This is a genomic window from Paenibacillus sp. S29 (genome assembly GCF_049319765.1).
In the GTDB taxonomy this organism is placed as follows: Bacteria; Bacillota; Bacilli; order Paenibacillales; family Paenibacillaceae; genus Paenibacillus; species Paenibacillus polymyxa_B.
The window spans coordinates 71,017-96,658 of sequence record NZ_JBMOUI010000011.1 but is presented as its reverse complement, the minus strand read 5'-3'; the positions used below and the strand labels follow the sequence as shown (position 1 = coordinate 96,658).

At 45.8% G+C, this 25,642-nt stretch carries 18 protein-coding genes; 15 read left to right on the top strand and 3 right to left on the bottom strand.

Going from position 1 to position 25,642, the window contains the following annotated elements; genetic code table 11:
- Positions 1–155: 155 nt before the first annotated feature.
- The 6 genes from ACL9RM_RS18560 (at position 156) to ACL9RM_RS18535 (ending at position 9,209) form a co-directional block, all read left to right on the top strand.
- Complete coding sequence (locus ACL9RM_RS18560; RefSeq protein ID WP_414126436.1) at positions 156–1,634, top strand: spore germination protein; 1,479 nt, start codon at positions 156–158, stop codon at positions 1,632–1,634.
- A 4-nt stretch (positions 1,635–1,638) separates the two neighbouring features.
- Positions 1,639–2,793: a Ger(x)C family spore germination protein gene (locus ACL9RM_RS18555; protein ID WP_250267198.1), complete on the top strand. Its 1,155-nt coding sequence runs from the start codon at positions 1,639–1,641 to the stop codon at positions 2,791–2,793.
- 17 nt (positions 2,794–2,810) lie between these two features.
- Positions 2,811–3,911 carry a GerAB/ArcD/ProY family transporter gene (locus tag ACL9RM_RS18550; RefSeq protein WP_250267197.1) on the top strand — a complete coding sequence of 367 codons (1,101 nt, stop codon included), beginning with the start codon at positions 2,811–2,813 and terminating at the stop codon, positions 3,909–3,911.
- A gap of 193 nt (positions 3,912–4,104) precedes the next feature.
- Positions 4,105–5,760 carry an SWIM zinc finger family protein gene (locus ACL9RM_RS18545; protein WP_250267196.1) on the top strand — a complete coding sequence of 552 codons (1,656 nt, stop codon included), beginning with the start codon at positions 4,105–4,107 and terminating at the stop codon, positions 5,758–5,760.
- The gene (locus ACL9RM_RS18540) at positions 5,757–8,717 is read left to right on the top strand and encodes a DEAD/DEAH box helicase (protein WP_414126434.1); all 2,961 of its coding nucleotides are present in this window, start codon (positions 5,757–5,759) and stop codon (positions 8,715–8,717) included. The genes ACL9RM_RS18545 and ACL9RM_RS18540 overlap by 4 nt, the downstream gene beginning before the upstream one ends.
- Before the next feature lie 216 nt (positions 8,718–8,933).
- A complete protein-coding gene (locus ACL9RM_RS18535) occupies positions 8,934–9,209 on the top strand; it encodes a hypothetical protein (protein WP_422759384.1) in 276 nt (91 codons plus the stop codon).
- A gap of 91 nt (positions 9,210–9,300) precedes the next feature.
- On the opposite strand, the gene ACL9RM_RS18530 is transcribed toward ACL9RM_RS18535, so the two are convergent.
- Positions 9,301–11,394: a family 16 glycoside hydrolase gene (locus ACL9RM_RS18530; protein ID WP_323873130.1), complete on the bottom strand. Its 2,094-nt coding sequence runs from the start codon at positions 11,392–11,394 to the stop codon at positions 9,301–9,303.
- A 372-nt stretch (positions 11,395–11,766) separates the two neighbouring features.
- Between ACL9RM_RS18530 and ACL9RM_RS18525 the strand changes: the two genes are divergently transcribed.
- The 9 genes from ACL9RM_RS18525 (at position 11,767) to ACL9RM_RS18485 (ending at position 23,281) form a co-directional block, all read left to right on the top strand.
- Positions 11,767–12,288, top strand: coding sequence for a ClbS/DfsB family four-helix bundle protein (locus ACL9RM_RS18525; protein WP_250267194.1), 522 nt, complete (start codon positions 11,767–11,769; stop codon positions 12,286–12,288).
- Positions 12,289–12,363: 75 nt separating this feature from the next.
- Positions 12,364–12,999 carry a uridine kinase gene (gene udk / locus ACL9RM_RS18520; protein WP_013308305.1) on the top strand — a complete coding sequence of 212 codons (636 nt, stop codon included), beginning with the start codon at positions 12,364–12,366 and terminating at the stop codon, positions 12,997–12,999.
- A 260-nt stretch (positions 13,000–13,259) separates the two neighbouring features.
- Positions 13,260–14,819 (top strand): response regulator transcription factor, encoded by a 1,560-nt coding sequence (locus tag ACL9RM_RS18515; protein WP_250267193.1) that lies wholly within the window; start codon positions 13,260–13,262, stop codon positions 14,817–14,819.
- A 38-nt stretch (positions 14,820–14,857) separates the two neighbouring features.
- Entirely contained in the window at positions 14,858–16,672 is a 1,815-nt protein-coding gene (locus tag ACL9RM_RS18510; RefSeq protein ID WP_250267192.1) for a cache domain-containing sensor histidine kinase, read from the top strand.
- Positions 16,673–16,716: 44 nt separating this feature from the next.
- Entirely contained in the window at positions 16,717–16,860 is a 144-nt protein-coding gene (locus ACL9RM_RS18505; RefSeq protein WP_235306938.1) for a hypothetical protein, read from the top strand.
- 215 nt (positions 16,861–17,075) lie between these two features.
- Positions 17,076–18,365, top strand: a complete 1,290-nt coding sequence (locus tag ACL9RM_RS18500; protein ID WP_250267191.1) for an ABC transporter substrate-binding protein — start codon at positions 17,076–17,078, stop codon at positions 18,363–18,365.
- 101 nt (positions 18,366–18,466) lie between these two features.
- Positions 18,467–19,363, top strand: coding sequence for a carbohydrate ABC transporter permease (locus ACL9RM_RS18495; RefSeq protein ID WP_069081021.1), 897 nt, complete (start codon positions 18,467–18,469; stop codon positions 19,361–19,363).
- Positions 19,360–20,184 carry a carbohydrate ABC transporter permease gene (locus tag ACL9RM_RS18490; RefSeq protein WP_025722097.1) on the top strand — a complete coding sequence of 275 codons (825 nt, stop codon included), beginning with the start codon at positions 19,360–19,362 and terminating at the stop codon, positions 20,182–20,184. Before ACL9RM_RS18495 ends, ACL9RM_RS18490 begins: the two co-directional genes overlap by 4 nt.
- Before the next feature lie 52 nt (positions 20,185–20,236).
- Positions 20,237–23,281 carry a glycoside hydrolase family 2 TIM barrel-domain containing protein gene (locus tag ACL9RM_RS18485; RefSeq protein WP_250267190.1) on the top strand — a complete coding sequence of 1,015 codons (3,045 nt, stop codon included), beginning with the start codon at positions 20,237–20,239 and terminating at the stop codon, positions 23,279–23,281.
- Positions 23,282–23,407: 126 nt separating this feature from the next.
- On the opposite strand, the gene ACL9RM_RS18480 is transcribed toward ACL9RM_RS18485, so the two are convergent.
- On the bottom strand, positions 23,408–25,024 hold the full coding sequence (locus ACL9RM_RS18480) for a DUF4179 domain-containing protein (protein WP_250267189.1): 1,617 nt from the start codon (positions 25,022–25,024) through the stop codon (positions 23,408–23,410).
- Positions 25,008–25,526 (bottom strand): RNA polymerase sigma factor, encoded by a 519-nt coding sequence (locus ACL9RM_RS18475; RefSeq protein ID WP_250267188.1) that lies wholly within the window; start codon positions 25,524–25,526, stop codon positions 25,008–25,010. The genes ACL9RM_RS18480 and ACL9RM_RS18475 overlap by 17 nt, the downstream gene beginning before the upstream one ends.
- Positions 25,527–25,642: the final 116 nt, after the last annotated feature.

Below are 25,642 nucleotides of genomic sequence, written 5' to 3'. Positions count from 1 at the left end.
TTGTTTACATATACTCCAAAAAACTCCCTCTGTCTCTCGCGTCTTCAGCTCCTCCATCGTCGAACACGCTAAATTACCATTTCATGAATATATATTACCATTTTACACATATTACATGTATATCGTTGATTTAAGCTTTTGAAGGAGGACAAGTCATGGCGAGATCACTCGAGGAGAAATTGGACCATCTAAAAAAGACCCTGGGTCATCTTCCTGATGTCGTCTTCAAAAAAATGGACGTGGGACAAACGGGAATTCATGTAGTGATGGTTTATCTCTCCGGTATTGCGAATACGGGCATAATTAACGAACAAATCGTTAAGCCACTCATTTTGACTGGAATCCGTGAAAACCACTCCCAAGTTAATCTGGAGAAAATAAAGGAGGAACTGATACAGCAGACGGCATTTACGATCGGTACGAAAGAAGGGGCAGACCTTGAGACATGTGTAATTGAAGTGTTATCGGGAAATACTTGTCTGCTGATCGAAGGAACCGATGAAGTTTTTTTTGCTTCTACGGGCCAGTTTCCTTCGCGAAGTGTCGATGAACCGAGCACCGAAACTTTGGTTAGAGGGCCGAGAGAAGGTTTTATTGAAGATTTGGAAAGCAACTTGGCAATGGTAAGGCGGCATATCAAAGATCTAAGTTTCAAAATAGATAAAATGACCATAGGAAGGAGATCTTCACGGAAATTAGCGATCTTGTACATATCAGATATCGCAAATCCAGAGCTAGTTCAGGAAGTTAAACAAAGAGTCGAAACGATTGATGTGGACGATGCTTCCGATACCGGGATTATTGAGCAATGGATTGAGGAACATTCATGGTCTCCGTTCCCACAGATTCAAGCCTCTGAACGCTCGGATAAAGCTATAAATGCTTTAATGTCCGGAAGAGTTGTCATTATGCTTGATGGCACTCCTTTTGTCCTGATTGCTCCCATGACCTTCTGGATGCTGGCTCAATCCCCAGAGGATTATTACGAGCGTTTTCCTTTAGGAACATTTTTTCGTATGCTTCGTTTAATGGCTCTGTTCATTGCAACATTCCTGCCTTCGCTATACGTTGCACTTATTTCTTTTCATCCTGGATTAATCCCGCCTGAGCTGGTGATCTCTATCGTTGCCTCAAGGGAGGGAATTCCTTTTCCCGTTTTTGTGGAAGCTCTAATCATGGAGTTATCATTGGAAATATTACGCGAGGCAAGTCTGCGACTACCTAAAGGCATAGGACAAGTCATCGGTATTGTAGGCGGTCTTGTGATTGGACAAGCAGCGGTCGAGGCGGCGGTCGTAAGTGCTTTTCTGATTATTGTCGTTGGTCTTACGGCCATTGCGTCCTTTGCAAGCCCGCAGTACAGCGGCAGTATTGGAATACGGCTTCTTCGTTTTCCCATTATGATGATTGCAGGGATTTATGGGCTGTATGGCGTGATTTTAGCCTTTATTTGCTTAGGCGTACACATGGTCCAGATCAAAAGCTTTGGAGTTCCTTATATGTCACCTCTAGCCCCAATTCGGCTAAGAGATCAACAAGATACTTTGGTCCGGGTTCCTTTTAAATACCTCAAAAAACGTCCTATGATGCTAAAAACACTGGACGAAACACAATCTAACAGGAAAAGGAAGTAAGCCAATGATCTCTTACATCTTTCTGTTTCGTCGAACCCTACGGGTGCAAAAATGCGTCGCCGTATGGATCGCATGTGCTCTCCTCACTGGTTGTTGGGACAGCAGAGAGATCGATAACTTGAGTATCATTCAAGGCGTCGCCATTGATACAGATGAGCAGGAAATGCTGGAGCTTACCTACCAGCATTTAATAGCGCAGAAATCCAGAAAAAATATGTATAGCAACGTAACAACCTTTAACAAAAATTCCATTCAATCTGCTTCAAGGGAACAGGCCAAGCTGGTATCCCGTGCTCCTTTATATAGTTTTATTCGCTTGATTTTGATTAGTGACCAAGCTATACAAAAAACAAGAATCGACCAATTGTTAGATACGTTTACTCGCTCCTATAAACCGAGTCGAAAATCACTTGTTATGATCGTTAAGGGCAGTGCGAAAGAAGCGCTCAATAAGATCGGCAAACATAAAGAGATACCTTCCATTGACCTTGAAGCATTGGCTAAAAATAGCGATTTCAACTCCAAAATACCCTATAGAATAACATTAGGGGAAATTTCTACACATATTTCACAAGGATCTGACTTCGTCATTCAATGCCTAGAAACCAATGAAGGCAACCACTTCTCAGGCGCAGCTTTGGTCAGCGGCAAAACGAAGAAATTTGCTTATTGGCTAGACGAAGAGGATGTTAACGGGATCAACTGGATGCTGGGAAAAACGAAGGGTTCAATTATTAGAACTGAAGGCCCAAAATCGGAACAATCCATGGTGTTTGAAGTTGAGGATGTCCATACAAAACTTATCCCCCACCTCAACGGGCAGGATCTCTCATTCACAGTTCGTATTAAAGCAGATATCAAACTAAACGAAAGCTCGGATAATTCTGTAGACTTCCTGAAGGAATCATTCATCCAAACCGCTAAAGAAGCGGCGCAAGATGAAATCAAACAAACAGTATCCCTATCGTTAAACACGCTCCAGAAAGAAATGAGAGCAGATGTAGTCGGTTTTGGCACAAAAGTAAAAGTGAACTATCCCGCTTACTGGGATCGGGTAAAGGAAAATTGGCAAGATACATTCAGTCAAATACCGATCGATGTTCAAGCTAAAGTACAGATCGAACGAACAGGTGCTTATACAAAAGGAGAGGGAGCGTAATGTCCAACATACCTTCCATGAAACAGGAAAAAATATCTACTCTGCAAGCCTTATTTACCGTCACTTCGACCGTGTATGCTGTGGGTATTGTCAGTTTACCAAGAACCATTGCGGAGCAGACAAAAACGCCCGACGTGTGGCAGGGACTTTTGCTGGCAAGTCTGCTTGGGATAGGCGTGATTTTTATCCATGTTAAATTGTGTCAACGATTTCCAGGGAAGACGTTCTATGAGTTCAATCCTGCGATCGCAGGTAAATTCATCGGTCAACTCATCAATATCGCATTTATTGTATATTGCACGATGATCTGCTCGCTTGTATGCAGAATGATGGCGGAATTCCTCAAAGGCCTTGCATTGGAGAGAACGCCAATAGGCATGATTATTTTTCCGTTTCTTCTGCTTATAGGGTATTTGACTTGGGGCGGTCTCCATGCGATGGTTCGATTGGTCGAGCTTTTTTTTCCTTTAACCCTTATTGTTTTTTTATTGTTGATCGTTTTCAATATCAATCATTTTGACATCGATAATTTGCGCCCTGTTTTTCATAAAGGATGGGGCCCGATCTTCCAATCTCTTAAAGTTGTACCTTTTTCGGCAATGGGTTTTGAATCGGTGCTCATATTAACAAATGTTATGGCCAATCCACAAAAGGCGTGGAAGGCAGGCTGGATCGGCTACTCGATTGCAATGGGTTTGTATCTCTTGATGGTAACGATGGTCGTTGGCTGTATGTCAGTTGAAGAAGTTTCCCGATTGCAATGGCCGGTCGTTTCTTTTGCACAGCAAATTGAATTCCCTGGCGCGTTCCTAGAACGATTTGAAATATTATTTATCATTTTGTGGACGATCAAAATCTTCATGACCGCCTCAAACTATTATTTCTATATTGTTGCCGGGATCAGCCAGCTCACCCAAAAGTGGAATAGGTACATCTGTTATCTCCCGTTAATTTTATTATTTTCCCTGAGCATGTATCCCCAAAGTTTTATTGAAATAGGCAATTTCGATAAAATAACAGGTTACTTTGGTATTATTATATGCGCGGCAGTCCCCTTGGTACTTCTTGTCATCTCCATGGTCTTCCGCCGAGTGGAGAATCTGGATGGGAAACAGTAGAGGATAGCTCCCATTCTTGCCTGATGACTCAAGTCCCCTTACGCTATAGAGTAAGGGGGCTTTTTGCTTTATCCAACGGATATTCTTCGAAATTTTCCAACTCTCCCTCCACTCAATTTATATTCGTGAACTGATATAATGGAAGAGTTAAGCTACTACCTGATCAACTATTCTCTCTTAGGAGACTAATCATATGAAACCAACCTATCTTATGGATGATATACAGTGGCAACAGCTTATTCAAAACGTGGCTGACCATTTTAATGACGTGACGATCAAACGAGGTTTCCAGTATTTTAAGCAAGGAAAGGTAAAAGAATTCGCAATGCCTGATGCCGATCATATTGCAGCTGTCGTGGATGGAAGCGAGCTATACGAGGTGGATCTCCACTTGAGTGCTTTTGCTGCCAGCAGATGCACATGCCCTGTCCACACCAACTGCAAGCATATGATCGCCGTACTACTGAATTACGCGAATGAACAGGAACGTTCTGTACATGCTTTAGTGAACGCTCATTCGGCGGGATTCACCCGATTGGCGGCAAAAGCTGACACGCGTACCACACCTCCTTCCCGGTCGAATCTTTCACCGGATCACAAGGAAGCAACAAGAAACGCTCTCAGTAAAACAGCAAGCAAGATACCAGACATGCCCATTTCAGAGTGGCATGATCTGTTCGATCAGTGTATCGCCCTTAACCGTGTGAACACACAAAATTCCCAATATGTCCAAAGCGCTTTAGCCTCGATCTATGCTGTGAAGCCACCGCTTTCACCCGGCATGCAACAGCTATACGGACTGCATGCTCATCTGCGTGTGCTGGAAAAGCTGGTGCCTCAGTCTCCCATGCCGGGCTATCCCTCTCATACCTATATGGGGTATTACACGCAAATCGCCGCCGATGAGCTTAAAGAAGCTATCGAGCGTGATTTTGAAAGCCCGCTGGAGCTGACCGATGAATCGATGCAAGAAGCCCGTATCGCAGAAACCTTAGCCTATTTACGCCGAAAAATGCTGACAGAATCGCGTAACGGTACTTATTTTTCAGACACGTATTATCAGTTTTGGCTGAACTGGGTGCACCCCGAAAGACAGGACTCCAGCATATATACGGAGGAATTACAGCATTTACAGGCGGCTGAGGAGGATCTCGGCACAACTTTAGCACGGCTTCCATGGATGTTGGCTCGTAGCTGGATGCATATTTACCAATCGCAGGATAATGAAGCCTGGGTACTTCTTCAGGAAGCGGAACGAGCTTTTCCACTAAAAATCTCTTCCAACCAATTGCTTTTGTTCTTACAGGCGTTGCGCAAAGCCGAGGATTGGGCACGTCTCAAGGACGGACTGCAGCATATCGGTCCCCTGCTTCACAGTCATCGGGATGACCATTTACAGGATTATATGCATGATTGGGATGTGGTTTTGCAGCACCTTCCAGAAGCGGAGCAGGACATGTGGGACACGCTGGTGGGTATGCTTCCATTTGCTGGAGGAATGTATGAAGAGGCGCTGCTTGCCCACGAAAAATGGCGGTCATGGATCGACTATCAGCTAAGCATACGCAGTGAACCATTGAGTTTTCGAGTGAGCGTGTTACAGCCCATTGAAAAGAACGCGCCTGAGTTACTACTCCCCTTTTACCATCAAGCGGTAGAACGTTATGTGCTAGAAAAAAACAGAGCCAGCTATAAAGCAGCAGTCAAGCTGTTAAAGCGACTGTTCAAGCTGTACAAGAAAATGAAGCAAGAATCACGCTGGGAGCTGTTCTTCACGACCTTCACCAGCCGTCATAGCCGCCTGCGGGCGCTACAAGAGGAATTGCGGAAAGGGAAATTGTTATCATGAGTCAATATACCGAAACGATTACCGTGCATATCCAATTAACTACCTATGGAGACGCGCTGATCTATGGCGATTCCTCCATGAACTATAGCATTTCCGGCCAAATCCTGAAGCAGCGTTTGTTTGCTTGGCATGAGGCTTCGTTTTATGGCACCGAGCTGGAGATTCAACATATTCAAGACACGGATATTATCCTGCTGCCTTCGGAGCAGGTGATTCCTTTTCTGGCAGAGCGCGAGCTTCTAAAGCATATCGAATGGATCTGGGACGAGGCCCATGCCCCGTGGCTTCGGCTGATCCCTTTACTTGCTCACTGTATTGAAGCGAAAGCATATGTGCCCAGCTTCACGGCATTCCAGGCAGGGAAGCTGCAATGGATGTGGGATGCGGAAGCACAGGAAAACATCCAACCGGCAGAGCTTGCTTTGCTAGACAGCTTGGAGAAGGACGAGCAGGATGGGCTGATAGCGGCGTTCTCGGCTGCCGTATTTCAGCGCTGGTACGGCACTGAAGCGGAAGCCGCCGATTTGCGAAGAGAATATCCAATTCTCTTCGCTCCCAATCGCCCGGCGGCGGGTCTAGACGCGCGGGCCTGGCTCATCGCCATCGGCTGGAAAGCCGATACCGCGCCATTTCGGCCGCTTCTGCAACTGCTGGAGCCAGAGCTGGAGGACGATGAACCGTCCTGGCAGCTCAAGCTTGTGTTGCAGGACAAGCAAGACCCAGCGTTGCTGGTGTCTGTACAGCTCGCCGATGATGGGTACGCATCCGGCTCATGGCCCGATGCCTGGACAGCACATGTCCGTGAGCGCTCAGCCGGGTGGCTAGAACGCTTGACCTCGATTTTGCCTGCCGGGCAGCGTGCCGGAAGCCGCGATGACGTGCTGAATCACCCGCTCTCCGACGAAGCAGCGTGGCAATTCCTGACGACCGACAGCCAGCGTCTGCTGGAAAGCGGTTGGCAGGTGCTGCTCCCGGCTTGGTGGGAGGCAGCTACCCGCAAGAAGCCGAAGCTGCGGGCCAAGGTACGCCCGGGCGAAGGGGCGGGAGAGCGCACGAAGGGCAGCTCGCTGTTCGGACTGGACTCGATTGTCCAGTTCGATTGGCGTGTTGCCATTGGCGACGCCGATCTGAGCGAGTCGGAATTCGCCGAGCTCGTCGCTCGCAACGAGCGCTTGGTGCGCTTCCGCGGGCAATGGATCGCGCTCGACCCCGCGTTGCTGGCGCAGATCCGCCGGGCCATGGCCGGGATCGACAGTGCTCAGGGATTGTCCTTTCAGGACATCCTACAGCTACACCTGCTCGGCAACGCCGACGAGCCTGAAGGCGACGCCTCGGGCGAGCAGCCGGAAGATGCGGCACGCTTCCGACTGGAAGTCGAGCTGAATGCCCATCTGCTGAAGCTGATCAGCCAGCTCGGACGGCAGTCGGAATGGCCTGCATTGGACGTGCCGGACGGGCTGCAAGCCGAGCTACGGACGTATCAGCGGGACGGGTATGCATGGCTTGCCTTTTTACGGCGTTTTGGACTGGGTGCCTGTCTGGCCGATGACATGGGACTCGGTAAAACGGTGCAGTTTATTACTTATTTACTGCACCTACAGGATATTGCCGCCGAGACGGGCGTCCGTTCCAGCTCGCTGCTGATTTGCCCGACTTCGGTGCTGGGCAACTGGCAGAAGGAACTCAGCCGCTTCGCCCCTTCATTAAAGGTGATGCTGCACTATGGAAGCAAGCGGGAGCAGGGAGACTTGTTCCGCGAAGAAGTCGAGCAGGCCGATGTCATCCTGACCTCCTTCGCTACGGCAACCCTGGATCAAGAGCTGCTACAAAGCATGACTTGGGATTCGGTCTGTCTGGATGAAGCGCAAAACATTAAAAATGCGCAAACCAAGCAATCCACAGCCGTGCGCAGCTTTCCTGCACGTCATCGGATCGCGTTGACCGGGACACCTATTGAAAATCGGTTGTCCGAGCTATGGTCCATTTATGATTTTATCAACCCAGGTTATCTGGGCAGCTTACGCGCCTTTAGCAATCGCTTCATTAATGCTATTGAGAAGGAACATAACGAGCAGCGCACGTTAGATTTGCAAAAGCTGGTTCAGCCCTTCATGCTGCGACGCAAGAAGAAGGACCCAGCTATACAGCTTGATTTGCCTGACAAGAATGAGATGAAAACGTACATTCATCTGACCTCTGAGCAGGGCGCGCTCTATGACCAGATTGTCAAAGAGTTGATGGAACGGATGCAGAAGCTGGAAGGGATTGAACGGAAAGGAGCCATTTTATCCGCCCTTACCCAGTTGAAGCAGCTTTGTGACCATCCTGCCCTCTTAACCAAGGAGGCACTCCCGAATGCCGCGGATTCCGGTTATAGTCAGTCCGATCTTGAAGCGGTCATTAGCCGTTCATCCAAGCTGGAGCGCATTCTGGCTATGGTCAAGGAACTGCGGGAGGAGGGCGAGCGCTGCCTTATTTTTACACAGTATATTGGTATGGGGCAGATGCTCCAGCAGGTACTCGCTCAGGAGCTGCAAGAGCCCGTGCTCTATCTGAACGGCAGCACATCCAAAACGGCCCGTGACCGAATGATTGACCAATTCCAATCTCACACGCTCCCCCCTGCCGAGCAGCCATCCGTGTTTATTTTGTCGCTCAAAGCCGGGGGGGTGGGTCTAAATCTAACGGCTGCCAACCATGTCTTTCACTTTGATCGCTGGTGGAATCCGGCTGTTGAAAATCAAGCCACAGACCGAGCCTATCGGATGGGGCAAACAAAAGATGTACAGGTGCACAAATTTATCTCGCTGGGCACGCTGGAGGAACGCATTGATGAAATGTTGGAGAGCAAGCAGCAGCTTAGCGACCAAATCATAACCAGTACCGAGGGCTGGATTACTGAGCTGTCTACAGACGCGTTAAAAGACCTCTTTACGCTACGGCGCGATTGGGCATGATGAGGTCCCGAATCGAACGATAATGTACATGGAGTGTCATTTTGAGTTCGATATATACCTATTTATAAGAAGTCGTAGTTAATAACACAGTCGAAAACTCCTTTGTGTGCATTTACTATCTCATCACAACAAAGGAGTTGATTTGAAGTGGCCATTCGTCCTCCACAAACATTGAAATCTACGGGCAGAAAGGTTCCTGTTACGAGATATCGCAATGTGAGCCCTACACAAACTCTACGCCGATTTACAGTTATCTGGGCTAACACAAACGGTGTTCCTTTTAACACAACCGGATTCTTTGCTATACTCCGGCGTCTAGATGGAAGCTTTGTCCAAGCTGCAGGCTTCGATGGTTTTGGTACTGCGCGATTTAACAATGTTCGCACACCTACGAACCAGCCTTATATTCTGCGTACTTTTAGAGATGATGGAGTATTATTCCGCGTTAGATCCGTACCTGCTGGCGTATCCTCGTTTGTCGTTATTGGTTAAGTTCGTACCGAACGCAGCCTAGACGTAGTTAACAAAAAAAGCAGCCAGCAACAGAGCTTATCTGTACTGGCTGCTTTTTTATATGGCCTACCTATTCGGAATCTTCTTCCACTATTGCATTTTTCGTAACGGACGTATTGTACACCGTTTTGAGCCAGTTTTCACTCGACCAGTTCAGCTTACCTGCACCCGCTCCATCCTTAGCCTGCAATTGAGCAACCAGATTGGCAGGGTCTTCGGCTGTATAGCTGTATGGCAACGTTGTGAACCCATTCCAAGAGAAGTCCTTGGTCTTGGCAGGATAAGGGGCTAACGGGCTATTCGCATCGTCACTGCCTCCTCTGAATACGGTACCGTTGTTCGAAAAGATAACGTCCTCGGCTTTGATTTTACCTGTGTAATCCGCTTTGTTAGGATCTTTTTGATTATTACGCACTGGAGAAAATACATCAATTAAATACGATTTTTCTAGCAACACCGCGCCGTTTTCTGTTGAAATTGCACCATTACCCACGACATCAAAATGGTATCCTTTTGCAGCAATTGCTTTAGCCATATCAGAAGTAATTCTTTTTTTGGCTCTGGCCAATCCGGCATCGTCCATAACGATGTTATATGCATGAGCATTACCACCACGCAGACGAGGCATGCGATCCTGAATATCCAGATAGTAATTATGATGCAGCGTCACCTCCAGGTCTGCATTGTCGGAAGCCATTTCCGTAGCACCGATTAGATGAGCCTTCTTTTGTCCTGCTGCAATATCAATGATATCTTCTTTACTCATGCCTACTGCACTGCTTCTCAGATACGCGTACATAGGATAGGAAGACTTGTCTGCTTCCATCGCGTTGACTTGTTGGGTTACCCAGCTGTTGGAGCTGCGGTCATCTCCTTTGAACAAAGACCAGGAAATCGTAACTCCGTTACTACCTTTTTTCACATCTACCAAACCATCATAGGCTTTGTTAAATGTACAGTGGTCGATCCATACCTTGGAACTTGTACCTTCGATGGTAACATAATCCCAGTCATTCTTATCATAGTTCCCTTTGGTTGCTTCATCCCACTCCCAAAGCTCATCAAATTCGAGGTTACGGAAAATCAAATTAGAGCTTCTTTTGATGACAAAGCCAGCATGTTTGATTTTCGCACCATTGGCAGAGAAAATCGTAACCCCATTCATATTTTCGATATAGACTTTGCTCACACCTGTCTTTTTCAGAACAGGATGCGTCTGTACAGGATTGTTGGCACTAAAAGGCATTACTTTGGCAGCACTAGGAATTTCATTCCAACCGAGATCAAGATCGTTCATAATCTCAATCACTTTGACTTTGCTGCCTTTCTTCAGTGCTTCGTTGAGATCTACAGCATTGTATACCTTTTTGTAGTTGGCATCGGTATCCGCAATGTTGCCACCACCTGTATTACCATACGAAAAGCCAGTCAAATTATAGTTATTTTTGGAGGTTACATCAGGGTCCACCCCAGGAGTCGGTTGTTCTGTACCTGGTGTCGGATTCACAGGCGGTGTTCCTGGATCTACCTCAGAAGAAGCACCGGATACCATCACATTATCGAATTGGGCAGCTGCTTTGGAGGTTACCAAGCCAATGGCTCCAGCAGTGAGGCTGGTGTCTGTTGCGGACAGTTCCAGTTGATCATTGACATACATTTTGATTTCCGAACCGGATAGTTCCAGCTTGACTCTGTACCATGTATTCGTGTCCAGTTTGTATTTTTTATTCGTAGCCAGTGTCTTCATAGAGCCTTTGACTTTTTTCCGAATCTCAAGAGCTCCGTCTTTCTTGTTATACAACGAAGCTGCATAGAAGTTGTTGGAATCTGTGTATCTACCTGCAACGTAGACTCGATTGGAGCCATTAAAATCATTTACATATACATCTGCTTGCACGCTATAGTTCGTCCATGAGGCGTTACCTTTGACGGAATGGCTTTCGCTTCGAGTAGATTGTTGGTATGTAGATCCATTCCCATCCTTGACCACAGACCAGTTCCCCGATCCTGCGGTCCAGCCTTGAGCTTCCCCTAGTTCAAAATCATCACTTATCTGTAAATTCCCATCCGCATGTGCATGACCTAGCAACGGTAATGATAAAGACAGTACCAACGTACTGCTTATCATTACACTTGCACATTTTTTTAACAAACTCGACTTCATATAACAGTCTCCTTCTCGATTAGATTCATGAATACTAAAGCAAAGGTTGCACCGTTTATCGGACATGACATGCCCAACGGTATATAACGTACTGATGAAGGGAATAATATTCCAACACCAATGAGGGCCCTAAGCGCTATACTCCAATAATTATAGACACTTAAATAAATATTAAAATATGTCTAATTACTTATCTTTTGTCTTAATTTCTCTATTAATTTTGCATCCTGTTTCATGAACACGCTAAATGCTATTTCATAAAATCACAAAAAACGATATTTTTTTATTTTTGAATAAGACATACGGTTGTCATATTGGGAATGGTACATATAAAGGGTGAGTATCATCCATATCATTTAAAGGAGCGATGAGATGTCCAGTTACGAATACGCCTCCAAATCAGAATTAAAGGAAGCCATTCATGCCTCCTACTTACGATTTGACGGTGAGTTCCAGGAGATCGACGAGAGCCAAAAGGATATTCGTATCCCTGAAGTAGATAAAACACCCGCAGAAATGATCGCCTACCAGCTCGGATGGCTTCATCTTGTCATGACATGGGACAGGGACGAACGGGAAGGAAAAACCGTGATCATGCCCGCCCCCAATTATAAGTGGAATAGACTAGGCGAACTATATCAATCATTTTACAAGACCTACTCCCACCAATCTTTACGTGAATTACGCGATATGTTCAAGTTGGCTGAGCAAAAGTGGCTGGATTGGATCGACACACTTAGTCATGAAGAGCTCTTCACTCAGGGCGTTCACGACTGGACAGGGACTAATCCGAAATGGCCCATGGCAAGATGGATTCACATCAACTCGGTGGCACCGTTTAAAACATTCAGAGCCAAGATACGGAAATGGAAGAAATACAAAGTTCAACAGTGATGAAAAAAAGTGTGCATTGTGCTACAATACTTGAGTTGTATCGGGATACATTTAGGGAAGGGTAAGTGAAACGCCATGCTTATTATTGGTATTGCCGGCGGTACAGGTTCCGGTAAATCGACGGTAGCACGCGCCGTCGTTGAGCGTCTGGGATCTAATAAAGTGACTTTCATATCTCAGGATAACTATTATAAAGACCATTCACATCTGAGTTATGATGAACGTGCTTTGGTCAATTATGATCATCCGTTTGCCTTTGACAACGAATTGCTTATTGAGCATCTCCAATGTCTGAAAAAAGGACAAGCGACACAAGCGCCAGTGTATGACTTTACGGTTCATGCACGCTCCACGGACGAGACGGTAGAGCTTCTGCCAAATCACATCGTTATGTTGGAAGGTCTGCACGTACTGTCAGACGAAAAGCTCCGCAGCTTGCTTGACATCAAAGTATTTGTGGATACTGACCCTGATGTGCGCATTCTCCGTCGGGTTCTTCGCGATATTGAGGAACGCGGCCGCACCATCCATTCGATCCACGATCACTATTTGACTACGGTTAAGCCGATGCATGAGGCATTTATTGAGCCTTCCAAGAAATACGCTGACCTGATCCTTCCTGAGGGAGGACACAATGAGGTTGGTATTCAACTGCTGTCTATTTTGACTGAGAAATATTTAGCAGGAGATCGGACATGGGGTACTGTATAAGGTAATCCCGGTTATTTAGGCTGTCGAGATTTTCTCGGCCGCCTTTTTTGTTGTTTTATATGCCATTTGGACTAAATTTTTTTGGAATCCCCGTGTGGTTTATGTTAGCATGTAAAGATTAAATGCTTTAGATTTAAGCTAAGTTGGAAGCGTTGTCAAATATGTGCCTCAGATGATATGACGTCCACGTGATGGAGGTCTTTTTTGAATCAGGATTTTTGCAAAATCCTCGAATAGGTATAATTACGGAGAGTGCTGCCATGAATGAGCTATGCAACATTTTGATTGTCGATGATGAGATATTGGTACGGCAAGGGATCAAACACCACTTGTCGTGGGAACAGTATGGATTTCGAATTGTAGGTGAAGCTTCTAACGGGAAAGAAGCATTGGAGCTAATTGAAACCTTGCGCCCTCATATAGTCATTACAGATATCGTAATGCCGATCATGGATGGCGAGGAGCTGACGCGCATAGTCAGACAGAACTATCCAGATATCGAAGTCATTGTACTTAGCAGTTACGGCGAGTTTAATTACGTGCGATCCACCTTTCAGCAAGGGGTTGCTGACTATATTTTAAAGCCTAAGCTAGACACGGATGAGCTGCTCCAAGTGCTCCAGAGAACCGCTCGCAAAATTCCATCCATTCAATATCAAGCAGATGCCGGGAATAGTCAAATTACGATAGATCATGTGATCGAAAAGCTGATCTCCGGGTATAGCATGGACTATGACGCCGAGCTGCTGAAGCAAGCATTTCCTTATGCCCGTTTTGCGCTCATAGGTATAGAACAGCTGGCACAGCAGGATAAAGGGCGCTCCATCTCTGCCTCGGACCTATTTTCCAAGCTTACGGATCGAGTATCCTCTGCCTGTGAGTACATCGTACTGCGACAACTGCCATCTGATGTCTATGCGGCTATGTTTTTAGCCAATCTTGATCCACGGGAAGTAGACGCCTGGATGGCTGCGGTTAGGGAAGTTGCTCAGGAGACAAAGCGGGTCGATCCACAGACAGGCTGGTCAGTTAGCCATTTATTTGATGACTTCAATCAGATTAGTGACGTCTATCAGAATGAACTGCCAAAACTGCTGAGTTACCGCTTTTATTTTCCAGGAACAGCGCTGCTAATAGAAGATGAACTCCCTCCGCCTGTACAGGTGAACAGCTCGTTCAACTTAAAACAGTTTACAGAAGAGATGAAGCGTGAGCATTTTGATACAGCTTTTCAGGATTTGAGATCCTATGTAGCTGCCATGTCCGGTAACTATACCTCTACCGCTTTTGAATTCAAATCGCTTCTCGGAAATATCGTGTTCAACATTACGATTTTGCTCGGGAATCAGGGGTATGATATGAAGGAGCTGGATGCGGCGAAATATTCCTATTTCAAAACAATTAATGATGCCCCTCATGTACATGAAGCCGTGCGCCTTCTGGAGACTTTTTTGGAGGAAGCGAACAGACAGATCATGGCTAAAACACAGCAAGGAAGTAGTGCAAGCATGAAAAAACTGCTGGAGTATATTGAGGAGCATCATGCTGAAACGCTCAATTTGACGACACTTGGGCAATATTTTCACTTTAACCCTTCCTACTTGTCCAGTTATTTTACGGCACACCATACAGAAGGTTTTAGCGAGTATCTCAACAAAATTAGGGTTGAAAAAGCCGCGGAGTTACTACGGTCGGGGACGATGTCCATTTCGGATATTAGCAGCACGGTAGGCTATTCGGACCCCAGCTATTTTACCAAAGTGTTCAAAAAAGTGAAGGGTTACTCGCCCAGTCAGTACCGCCGGGAGCATCTCTATTAGAGAGTAAGCCACATCTGCCAGTAGAAAAGAGATTGAATATGAAAAGATATATCCATAAGATCAAATATCAAGGTCTGTTCTTCAAAATCTTTATTGTTATGGTGGTCAGCATCACTGCGGTGTCCTTGCTGACCTCTTTGGTGACGATTCGGATGTCTGAACGACTTTTTGCTGAGACATTCAGTATTACAAATGCCAAGGTACTCAGCCAGATTCAATCCAGCTTTGAATCCTTCAATGATTCTATCGTGAATGCCGTAACCCATGCTTCGGAAAATGGAACGGTCAAGAACTATCTGACTGGCGGTCAATCTGACTCAATTAACTCGGCGAGGATTTACTTCGGAATGGCACAGCAAATGAAGCAAATTAAATCGAACGTCGATGCCTATGATGTCGGTGTCGCTGTAACAGGTCTGAATGGCCGGAGCTTTTACTCCGACTCGTCCTATTGGCCTGTAACTGCGGAAGAGCTTAAAAGCAGTGCTATTACAGCCCGAAGTGTAGCACGACCGGCACAGCTTATGTATCAATTGGATACTGAATTGTTGCAGCAACAAATGAATAGTACCCCGCAAAAGCCAACACCCTATATCATCGCCTCCAAACCATTTATGGAGCGGACCAGCGGCACCCTGTACGGCATGATCTACATCGCTATCCGAGAGCCTGAATTCCGCCGTTTCTACAACAATTTCACGAGCAACGGCAATGATGTGCTTATTTTGGACAAGTCGGGACTGATTGTATCGAGCAATCGCCAGGATCTGATCGGACAACGCTCCAGTGAGCTGCTAGGCTATGCCACAAAAATCAATGAACAGGGACTTAACTACATTAATGCGGATGTGATGAATAAGGAGAGTATCCTCCTTTCCAACTATATCCCTTCATTTGATTTTTATCTGGTGAACATGATTGACAGACAAGCCGCCATTGGGCAAATTATTGACGTTAAATCCGTTGTATGGATCTGCATTGCCATCGTACTGATTGCTTTGGTGATCGTTTTTCTGATATCCCGTCGACTGATTCGTTCGCTGACTCGACTGGTGAAGCAAATGTCGACCATACGCGAGAAGAATTTTGATAATTATATCCCGGTAACGGGCAGCTATGAGGTTAGACAATTAAGTCATGCTTACAACTACATGCTGGATGAACTAAATGACTATATCCGTAAGCTTTTAGAGACGCAAAAGGGTCAACGGAACGCAGAGCTTGCTGCACTACAACGGCAGATCAATCCGCATTTTCTGTACAATACTCTGGCTTCGATCAAAATGCTGGTGCTCAAAGGAAACAAGGAAACAGCTGCCGAGACGATCAATGCACTCATTTCCTTACTGCAAAATACAATCAGCAATGTAAGTGAAACGATCACCATCGAGCAGGAAATGGCCAACATGCAAAATTATGTGTTCATTAACCATGTACGCTACGGGCAGCGGGTACAAGTGAATTATTTTGTATCACCCGATTGTCTGGAGTACCATGTGCCCAAGCTCATCATTCAGCCTTTTATCGAAAACTCATTTTTCCATGCGTTTAATGAAAAAAATGCAGGCCACATCTATATATTGGTGTCCAAAACGGAGGATACATTGATCTGTGAGGTGGTCGATGATGGAGACGGTATGGAATTGGACGGGCATACGGCGCAGGACGGACTGCCGAATCCCAAGAGCAAGCGCCAACTGTTCACAGGCATCGGCATCCAGAATGTGCACAACCGCATTACCCTTTTATATGGAGAAGAATACGGCGTGACCATCTCCAGTAAAAAAGGCGAGGGCACCAAAGTCAGAATGACCCTGCCATTGATCGTAAAACCCGCCCCTCCTACCCCATAAAAAATATAGGCTGAACTAAACAAAGAAGGTGGAACAAGAACGGAGTGGGCGGAATGGTGCTGTACAAGCGTAGCGGTCGCCTTTGTATCCAGATTTCAACCTTATATAATTTGAATAAAGAAATCTGGATACAACAGCGATGGGAAGCACCATCCGGCCGCGCAGTGGCGCTTCGTGAACAACTTTAGTTCAACCTAAAAAAAGTACCTAAACCAAAACAAAATACAAATGTAAGCGGTGCCTTTTTTGATAAATCATAATAATAACACCAATCCGTATAAAGATATTCCTAACGCCGACAAAGTATGGATGGTACACTAGATTTATAAATAAGGTAACCGCTTTCATTTAAGAGATTTAGAACTAGCAAGCAACATATAAAAAAGAGTAGGGGTTGAACAAAATGAAAAAAATGACTTTCCTTCTGCTGATTGCAAGCTTGATCTTGCTATCCGCGTGCTCCAGCAATTCCGAGAAAGCAGCTACTACCACAGATTCAGGCAAAAAAGAAATCACCGTCTGGGCTTGGGACCCGAACTTTAATATCGCAGCCCTGAAGCTGGCAAAAGATCGCTACGTTGCCAAACATCCAGATGTAACCGTAAACATTGTTGAATATGCTCAAAACGATATCGTACAAAAAATGAATGCTGGTCTTAACTCTGGTTCTACCAAAGGACTGCCGAACGTGGTTCTGATCGAGGATTATCGCGCACAGAACTTCCTGCAAGCCTATCCCGATTCTTTCCATGATATGAGCAGCACGATCAAAGCATCCGACTTCGCTGATTATAAAATCGGACCGACTAGCTACAACGGCAAGCAATACGGTGTTCCTTTCGACTCCGGTGTTATGGGACTGTATGTAAGAACGGATTATTTGGAACAAGCCGGCTACAAAGTAGCAGACCTGACCAATATTGATTGGGACAAATTTATTGAAATTGGTAAAGCCGTAAAACAAAAAACAGGCAAAGAAATGCTGACTCAAGATCCGAATGACCTCGGTCTGATCCGTGGTATGATCCAAACCGCAGGTTCATGGTACCTGAAAGAAGACGGTAAAACACCAAACCTGGCTGGTAATCCAGCTATGAAAGAAGCGCTCTTGACGTACAAATCCTTGTTCGACGCTAACATTGTTAAAATGAATGCCGACTGGAGTCAGTTCCTGGCCGCATTCAACAGCGGTGCAGTTGCTTCCGTACCTACAGGTAACTGGATTACACCTTCGATCAAAGCAGAAGCTTCGCAATCGGGTAAATGGGCCGTTGTTCCTTTCCCTAAGCTGAAAAATATACCTGAATCCGTGAATGCTTCCAGCCTCGGCGGCAGCTCCTGGTATGTTCTTAACTCGGACGGTCAAGATACCGCTGCTGATTTCCTGAAAGAGACATTCGGAACAGATCCAGAGCTGTATCAAGATATGCTGAGCAAAATTGGAATTGTTGGTTCATTGAACGCAGCTTCCAGTGGTAAAGCTTATGACGTAGAAGATCCGTACTTCGGTGGCGACAAAGTATACAAGAAATTTGCAGAATGGACTAAACAAGTTCCAAAAGTCAATTATGGCCTGCACACGTATGCCATTGAGGATATCATGACCGTTGAAATTCAAAACTATCTGAACGGAAAAGATGTAGACGCAGTTCTGAAAGATGCTCAAGGACAGGCGGAAGCACAGCTTAAATAAGACAGTCCATCTAGCCAAGGCTAAACAATAAAACGATAAGCACTTAAAACCTTGGGCTTGCGAGTTCAAGGTTTTATTGCTGCACAGGGAGTTGACATGGTATGAAGACAGCCGCGCCCAAAATAACTACAACACGTCTCAAAGCAGGTATGACAGGATGGTTGTTCATATCCATCGCAGTGATCATGATTGCCGCTTTTTATTTCTATCCGATGATTCAGGCGCTTATCTTGTCCTTTAAGACAGGTACAGGGTCTAATCTGAGCTTTAATGGCATTGATAACTACAAGCGATTGTTCACCGATAAAATGTTTATAACCGCCGTGAAGAATACGTTTATCTATTTGATTTTCCAAGTACCTTTGATGGTCATTCTGGCTCTGTTCATTTCGGTATTGTTGAATGATAAAAACCTGAAATTCAAGGGCTTTTTCCGCACAGCTATCTTCTTGCCGTGTATCACATCCCTTGTAGCATACTCGGTTGTCTTCAAGTACCTGTTCTCGTCCGACGGTCTGGTAAACTCCTTATTGCTGAATCTGCACGTGATTGGCACGCCCATCCAATGGATTACAGATCCTTTCTGGGCCAAGGTTACGATTATTATCGCGATCACATGGCGCTGGACTGGTTATAATATGATCTTTTACCTGTCCGGTCTTCAGAACATTGACAATTCCATCTACGAAGCGGCCCGTATTGACGGAGCTTCTCCGATCCGACAGTTTTTCAGCATTACGGTTCCACTGCTTAAGCCGATTATCCTGTTCACTTCGATTACATCAACGATTGGTACACTCCAACTCTTCGATGAAATTATGAATATTACCAAGGGTGGGCCAGGGAACGCGACATCTTCAATTTCGCAATATATTTACAATTTGTCCTTCAAATATTCATCCGACTTTGGTTATGCGGCGACCGTATCTTATTCCATCGTCATTATGATCATTATCTTGTCGATTATCCAGTTCAAAGTGGCAGGTGAGAAAAAATGATGAAAACAAAAAGAGCATTTACGTACGCCTTTCTGATCATTGTGTCGTTCGTTTCGATTTTCCCGTTCCTCTGGATGCTATCCAGCTCCACGAACCTGTCAGTCGATGTGACCAAAGGCAAGCTTCTGCCTGGCTCCCATCTGATGGATAACATGCACAATCTGCTCGAAAAAGTAGACATCGTTACCGCACTAAGTAACTCTGCAAAAGTCTCTATCTCAACTACGCTGCTGGCTATGCTGATCGCATCACTGGCCGGTTATGGCTTTGAAATTTACAGAAGTAAAGCAAAAGACGTTGTCTTCAATATCCTGCTGATGTCTATGATGATTCCGTTTGCGGCGATCATGATCCCGCTCTACCGGATGTTCGGCAGTATTTCTAATGTCATACCATGGATCGGTATTGATACACTCTCTTCCGTCGTCATTCCGACCGTAACTACGGCGTTCCTGATCTTCTTTTTCCGCCAAAGCACCAAGATGTTTCCAAAGGATCTACTGGAAGCAGGTCGTATGGATGGATTATCCGAGCTGGGTCTGTTCTTCCGGGTGTATATGCCTACGATGAAAACAACCTATGCCGCTGCCGCGATCATCACATTCATGTCCAGCTGGAACAACTACCTCTGGCCTCTGATTGTGCTGCAAACGCCGGAGAATCAAACGATTCCGCTGTTGATCTCGAACCTTGGCTCCAGCTATGCACCGGATTACGGTGTCATCATGATCGCCATTGTTCTGTCCACACTGCCGACTGCACTGGTATTCTTCCTGATGCAGAAACACTTTGTAGCGGGCATGGTGGGTTCGGTTAAATAACAGACTTCTGTGTACAATCTTCATTTCATTTTAAAAATAAGGAGTGTTCGCCTTGACCATCCATACCCCTAGTCTGGACTGGCTGACCGACGTAACCAAATTTGCTGTGCATCGGCTGCCCGCCTATTCCGATCACAAATATTACGCTACGCTTCAGGAAGCGGAGCAGCAAGCTGATATGGCTTGGCGTCATAGCCTGAATGGGAGCTGGAAGTTTAACTATGCAACGAATCCAGCCAGCCGTCCGGTAGAATTCTATGCGCCCGGCTTTGAGTATGGCGGCTGGAGCGATATTCAGGTACCGGGTCACATTCAGACGCAAGGCTTTGGCCAAATGCAGTACGTGAATACGATGTATCCGTGGGACGGACATTCGGACGTTCGCCCACCCCATATTCCGGAGGATCACAACCCAGTCGGGAGCTATATCAAAAGCTTTGTTTTGCCGGAAAATATGGCTTCCGACGCGCAGCCTGTGTTCATTTCTTTCCAAGGCGTTGAGTCGGCTTTCTATGTATGGCTGAACGGACAATTTGTCGGTTACAGCGAGGACAGCTTTACACCGTCTGATTTCGAACTGACACCGTTCCTGCAAGCAGGTGAAAACAAGCTCGCGGTTGAAGTATATCAAAGAAGTACGGGAGCGTGGCTGGAGGATCAGGACTTTTGGCGTTTTTCCGGTATTTTCAGAGACGTATATCTCTATACCATCCCTACGGTTCACGTTCGTGACCTGCATGCCAAGGCGGATCTGGATGCTTCCTACACGCAGGGCCTTCTGGAGCTGAAATTGACCTTGGAAAAGCCGGCAACGGCCTATGCAACTGTCGATGTGAAAGATGCTGCCGGCCATGTTGTAGCTTCTTTAAAAGCTGACTTTACTGATGGCACAGCTTCGCTGTCAGCAACCTTGGAGCAAGTGCAGCGTTGGAGTGCCGAGAAACCCTATTTGTACACGTTGTTCATTCAAATTTATGATGCCAGTGGATCGCTCGTGGAAGTCATTCCACAAAAAATTGGCTTCCGTAAATTTGAGCTGATCAACAAGGTCATGCATTTGAACGGCAAACGCATCGTCTTTAAAGGTGTGAACCGCCATGAATTTAACGCTCGCACCGGACGTGCGATTTCTCGTGAAGATATGCTGTGGGATATCCGGACGCTCAAGCAGAACAATATGAACGCTGTTCGCACCTCTCATTATCCAAATCAGACTCTGTGGTATGAGCTATGCGATGAGTACGGGGTCTATGTAATTGATGAAATGAACTTGGAAACACACGGTTCCTGGCAAAAACTCGGTGCCGTCGAGCCCTCGTGGAATATTCCCGCTAATCTGCCTGAATGGCAGGATATCGTCATGGATCGCGCCATTTCCATGCTGGAACGGGACAAAAACCATGCGTCCATTCTAATCTGGTCCTGCGGCAATGAGTCGTATGCAGGTGAAGTGCTGCGCAATGTCGCCAACTATTTCCGGTCCACCGACCCGAGCCGTTTGGTGCACTACGAAGGCGTGTTTCACAACCGTACGTACGATGATACCAGCGATATGGAGAGCCGAATGTACGCCAAGCCCGCAGATATCGAGCAATACTTGAACGACAATCCGCAAAAACCGTATATCAGTTGCGAATACATGCATGCGATGGGTAATTCCGTAGGCGGCATGCACAAGTATACAGAGCTGGAGAACAAATACGAGCTGTATCAGGGCGGTTTTATTTGGGATTATATTGATCAGGCTGTTATGAAAAAAGATCGCTACGGACGCGAGTACCTCGCAATCGGCGGCGACTTTGACGACCGTGCTACAGACTATGGCTTCTGTACGGACGGAATTGTCTATGCAGACCGGAAGGTTTCGCCGAAGATGCAGGAGGTCAAATTCCTGTATCAAAATCTGAAGCTCACCCCGGATCGCAGCGGTGTAACCCTGCGCAATGAAAACCTGTTCGAGGGAACAGGCGACTATGAGTTAGTATATAGCCTGCTGCATGAAGGCCAAGAAATCGCACGTAATGCCATTCATGTAGATGTAGCGGCTCAGACCGAAGCCTATATTCCACTAACGTTCCCTAATACGGATGGAAAGCCTGGTGAGTACGTTATTCACACCGCTCTGGTTTTGAAGGAAGCGACGCTTTGGGCTGAGGCTGGACACGAAGTGGCCTTCGGACAACATATTTTCATCGTGGAAGATCCAAATCCACTGAAGATCCCTACGGTCGGTGCCTTACGAGTGGTGTATGGCGATGTTAACATTGGTGTTCACGGTGCAGATTTCAGTATGATGTTCTCCAAAGGAGCAGGCAGCCTGACTTCACTTCGCTACGCCGGACGTGAGATGATCGCCATGCCTCCTGCCCCATTGTTCTGGCGGGCGACCACAGACAATGATCGGGGAACCGCACTAGGCTTTGAAGCCGGTGGCTGGTTCGCTGCAAGTCTGACACGTAAATGTGTGGGCATCGAGGTCACGGAAGAGCAGACAGACCGTGTAACCGTTACATTCCGCTACACGCTGAGCATTCATGCAGACGTACAGGTAACGGTAGCCTACACCGTCTTCGCCGACGGTAGCCTGAACGTAAAATCGACTTATGAAGGCGTCTCAGGATTGCCTAACCTGCCGATCTTTGCCCTTTCGTTCAAGGTTCCAGCGGACTACCGCCATCTGGACTGGTATGCAATGGGACCGGAAGAGAATTACATCGACCGTGCCTTTGGCGCTAGACTTGGCGTATTCCGTAACGAAGCTGCGGATAACGTGTCCGGGTATGTTGTACCACAGGAATCCGGCAATCGTACAGGCGTGCGCCGTGTCGATATTACTGACGATTCTCAGCGAGGTATACGCATTACTGCACCTGCTACCGCACCGGTGGAATGCAATATTTCGCCGTATACAGCGTTTGAGCTGGAAAGTGCCTACCATCTGTATGAGCTGCCGAACGTGTATTACACCGTTGTCACTGTAGCTGGAAAGCAAATGGGTGTAGGCGGCGACGACAGCTGGGGAGCTCCAGTACATGAACAATACCAAATTGCAGCCGATCAAAAGCTGGAATTCGAATTTACCGTGCAACGGGTATAAATAAGCACGCTCACTGTTAGACAAGTAGATATAGCAAAAGCCCTTCCGCTGCTTCCCTCATGGAAAGCTAAAGCTGGAAGGGCTTTTGTATTTACGTATCTGCAGAATAGGCAGCGATGGGCATATCTATTTCAATATAACTTCAATATCACGTCCAGGATCGCTGTACTTGTAGATGCCAGGATTTAGTTCCAATTTTCCATCTAATTCAATGTTTTTGTAACGGTCAACATTAACTCCTGTGGATACCATACCCTTCGCAATGATCTCAGGCACTACTTCTTTGCCGTTAATTCGCATCGTTGTTTGGTTGACGCCTTTGAAGCCAGGGGAACCGGATTTCGATTCGACAATCAAATCTTTTCCCTCTGTATAGTATGTGAAATCAATTTGATAACCGTCCGCATTAAGCTCAGCGAACTGTTTTTCTTCTTTAGGTTTATGAAGAGTGATCCAATTCTTAGACGTATCACGTTTCTCGATGACAGCATCTTTCAATATAAGTTTCATTGGAACATCAGACCAGTCCTTATACCACTCTGGGGATTCAAATTGATATAAGTGTTGATAATTTTCAGGACCAGCTCCTTTAATATTCCACCCTCCGTTAATTTTTTTATCACCTATAACCAGCTGAGCTGTTTTATAATGAACAATTCCTTTTTTAAGTGAATCACGCTCTGTTACTAGAATTTCAATATCCAAGGGGGTAACAATCAGTTGGTCTAAGGTAGTACCCGTATTTTCTTGGAATTCAGCGCTGCTATGCAGCTTCTTGGAATAAATCGCTTCACTTGCTTTTTTTCCATCCGCTTCAAATTCGAACTTCCAAGTACCTTCAATTCTTTTTGCTTCCTCAGTGTAACAAAAATGAAGGTTTGCCTTTTTCCAATCTTGTGCAGTCATGTTGAATACCTGCTCAATATGCAAGTCTGAGCTGTCGCTAGGTAGAATGGTTGGGATTGCGTCTATCTCTTTGTCGCCCACTTTCATTACCAAATGCGGGTTCCCACGTCCTAAATCGGATGGAGCTGCAGCAACTCTAAAGCGGACAACAGTCTTGTTGTTGGTTTGTCGAACGGATTCTATATAAATGTTAGGATACTGCTTGGTCCCGGTAACGAGGGTATCCCCGGCTTGATGATCCGTCTTTAAAGGAATATCCTGACTACGATAAAAAATAAGATTCTGTGCCTCAAGTGTGTAATCTTTTTTACGATCCTTTAAAGTATCAATAGTTTCATAAATGCCAAGGAGTTTCTGGCTTTTAGGATCGTAATTTAAATATCCGTGTGCTTGTCCCTTGGTATCAGAATTGCTAGTTACCGTAGTTTTCTCTATAGCAAACCCAATATAACTGGTTGGATCGGTTCCTGGATCCAGAGAGATAAGCATTTTCATTTTTTCGCCATCCGTTACAACACCATTCAAATTCATCGTAATGCCTGCACTGGATGCTTTTAGATCATACCGTTGGCCAATACCATTATTTAGTGCATTAGTTACACTACGTCCGCCTATTCTATCCCAATTGATAGTCACACTAGCGAATACAGGGATGGCGACGAGCAGAAAACATGAGAATACGATACTCGCTGGAACAACTTTTGCTCTATGCATAGGTGCTTCCTGTGACTGTTGCAGAGTTGCTTTTCGTTTGGTTGCTTCCTGTTCTATATTTACCCACATTGCATCATATTCAGGTTGAGGAATGTTCTGTTCTTTTTCAAAATACCGACTCACTGCTACTCATCTCCTTTACTTGGGATATCACCATTTTTTTTAGCAGTTTAAGCCCCCGATTTAATCTAGATTTAGCTGTTCCTTCGGGTATATTTATAACTCTAGAGATCTCCGGCACAGTCAATTCGTTTACATAACGAAGGACCACGACCATTCGAATTTTATCTGGAAGCTTGTTATATAGCTTGTGTAGCTCTGTCTTCGTTTCTCGATGATATAAGCTCTCTTCCACCGGATTAAATGAATGAGGGCGTGACAATAAAAAAGTTCGTATTTCCTTCATCAGTCCAGTTTTCCGCCTTCTAAGCACATTGCTGCACTCATTAGAAGCAATTCGTAAAATCCATGATTTGAGATCTTGTACTTTGGACCTGTCGGCCAAAAGTGCTTTGACAAACACTTCCTGGCAAACATCTTCTGCATCTGCTTGATTTTGCATTAGATAATAACAAAAATAATATATCTGCTCCTTATATAGTTCAAACAGCTCTCGATCAGTCATATACGTTGCACCTCCCTTGTTGTGGTCTCATCTATTAAGACTAATAATGGAGTACAATCGTTCATTTACATCGAAAAAAGGCAGCCCTATATAGGACCACCTATTATTGATCGTTC

Coding starts and splice junctions, on each gene's coding strand:
- ACL9RM_RS18560 (WP_414126436.1), top strand. CDS start 156: ATGGCGAGATCACTCGAGGAGAAATTGGACCATCTAAAAAAGACCCTG.
- ACL9RM_RS18555 (WP_250267198.1), top strand. CDS start 1,639: ATGATCTCTTACATCTTTCTGTTTCGTCGAACCCTACGGGTGCAAAAA.
- ACL9RM_RS18550 (WP_250267197.1), top strand. CDS start 2,811: ATGAAACAGGAAAAAATATCTACTCTGCAAGCCTTATTTACCGTCACT.
- ACL9RM_RS18545 (WP_250267196.1), top strand. CDS start 4,105: ATGAAACCAACCTATCTTATGGATGATATACAGTGGCAACAGCTTATT.
- ACL9RM_RS18540 (WP_414126434.1), top strand. CDS start 5,757: ATGAGTCAATATACCGAAACGATTACCGTGCATATCCAATTAACTACC.
- ACL9RM_RS18530 (WP_323873130.1), bottom strand. CDS start 11,394: ATGAAGTCGAGTTTGTTAAAAAAATGTGCAAGTGTAATGATAAGCAGT.
- ACL9RM_RS18525 (WP_250267194.1), top strand. CDS start 11,767: ATGTCCAGTTACGAATACGCCTCCAAATCAGAATTAAAGGAAGCCATT.
- udk (WP_013308305.1), top strand. CDS start 12,364: ATGCTTATTATTGGTATTGCCGGCGGTACAGGTTCCGGTAAATCGACG.
- ACL9RM_RS18515 (WP_250267193.1), top strand. CDS start 13,260: ATGAATGAGCTATGCAACATTTTGATTGTCGATGATGAGATATTGGTA.
- ACL9RM_RS18510 (WP_250267192.1), top strand. CDS start 14,858: ATGAAAAGATATATCCATAAGATCAAATATCAAGGTCTGTTCTTCAAA.
- ACL9RM_RS18500 (WP_250267191.1), top strand. CDS start 17,076: ATGAAAAAAATGACTTTCCTTCTGCTGATTGCAAGCTTGATCTTGCTA.
- ACL9RM_RS18495 (WP_069081021.1), top strand. CDS start 18,467: ATGAAGACAGCCGCGCCCAAAATAACTACAACACGTCTCAAAGCAGGT.
- ACL9RM_RS18490 (WP_025722097.1), top strand. CDS start 19,360: ATGATGAAAACAAAAAGAGCATTTACGTACGCCTTTCTGATCATTGTG.
- ACL9RM_RS18475 (WP_250267188.1), bottom strand. CDS start 25,526: ATGACTGATCGAGAGCTGTTTGAACTATATAAGGAGCAGATATATTAT.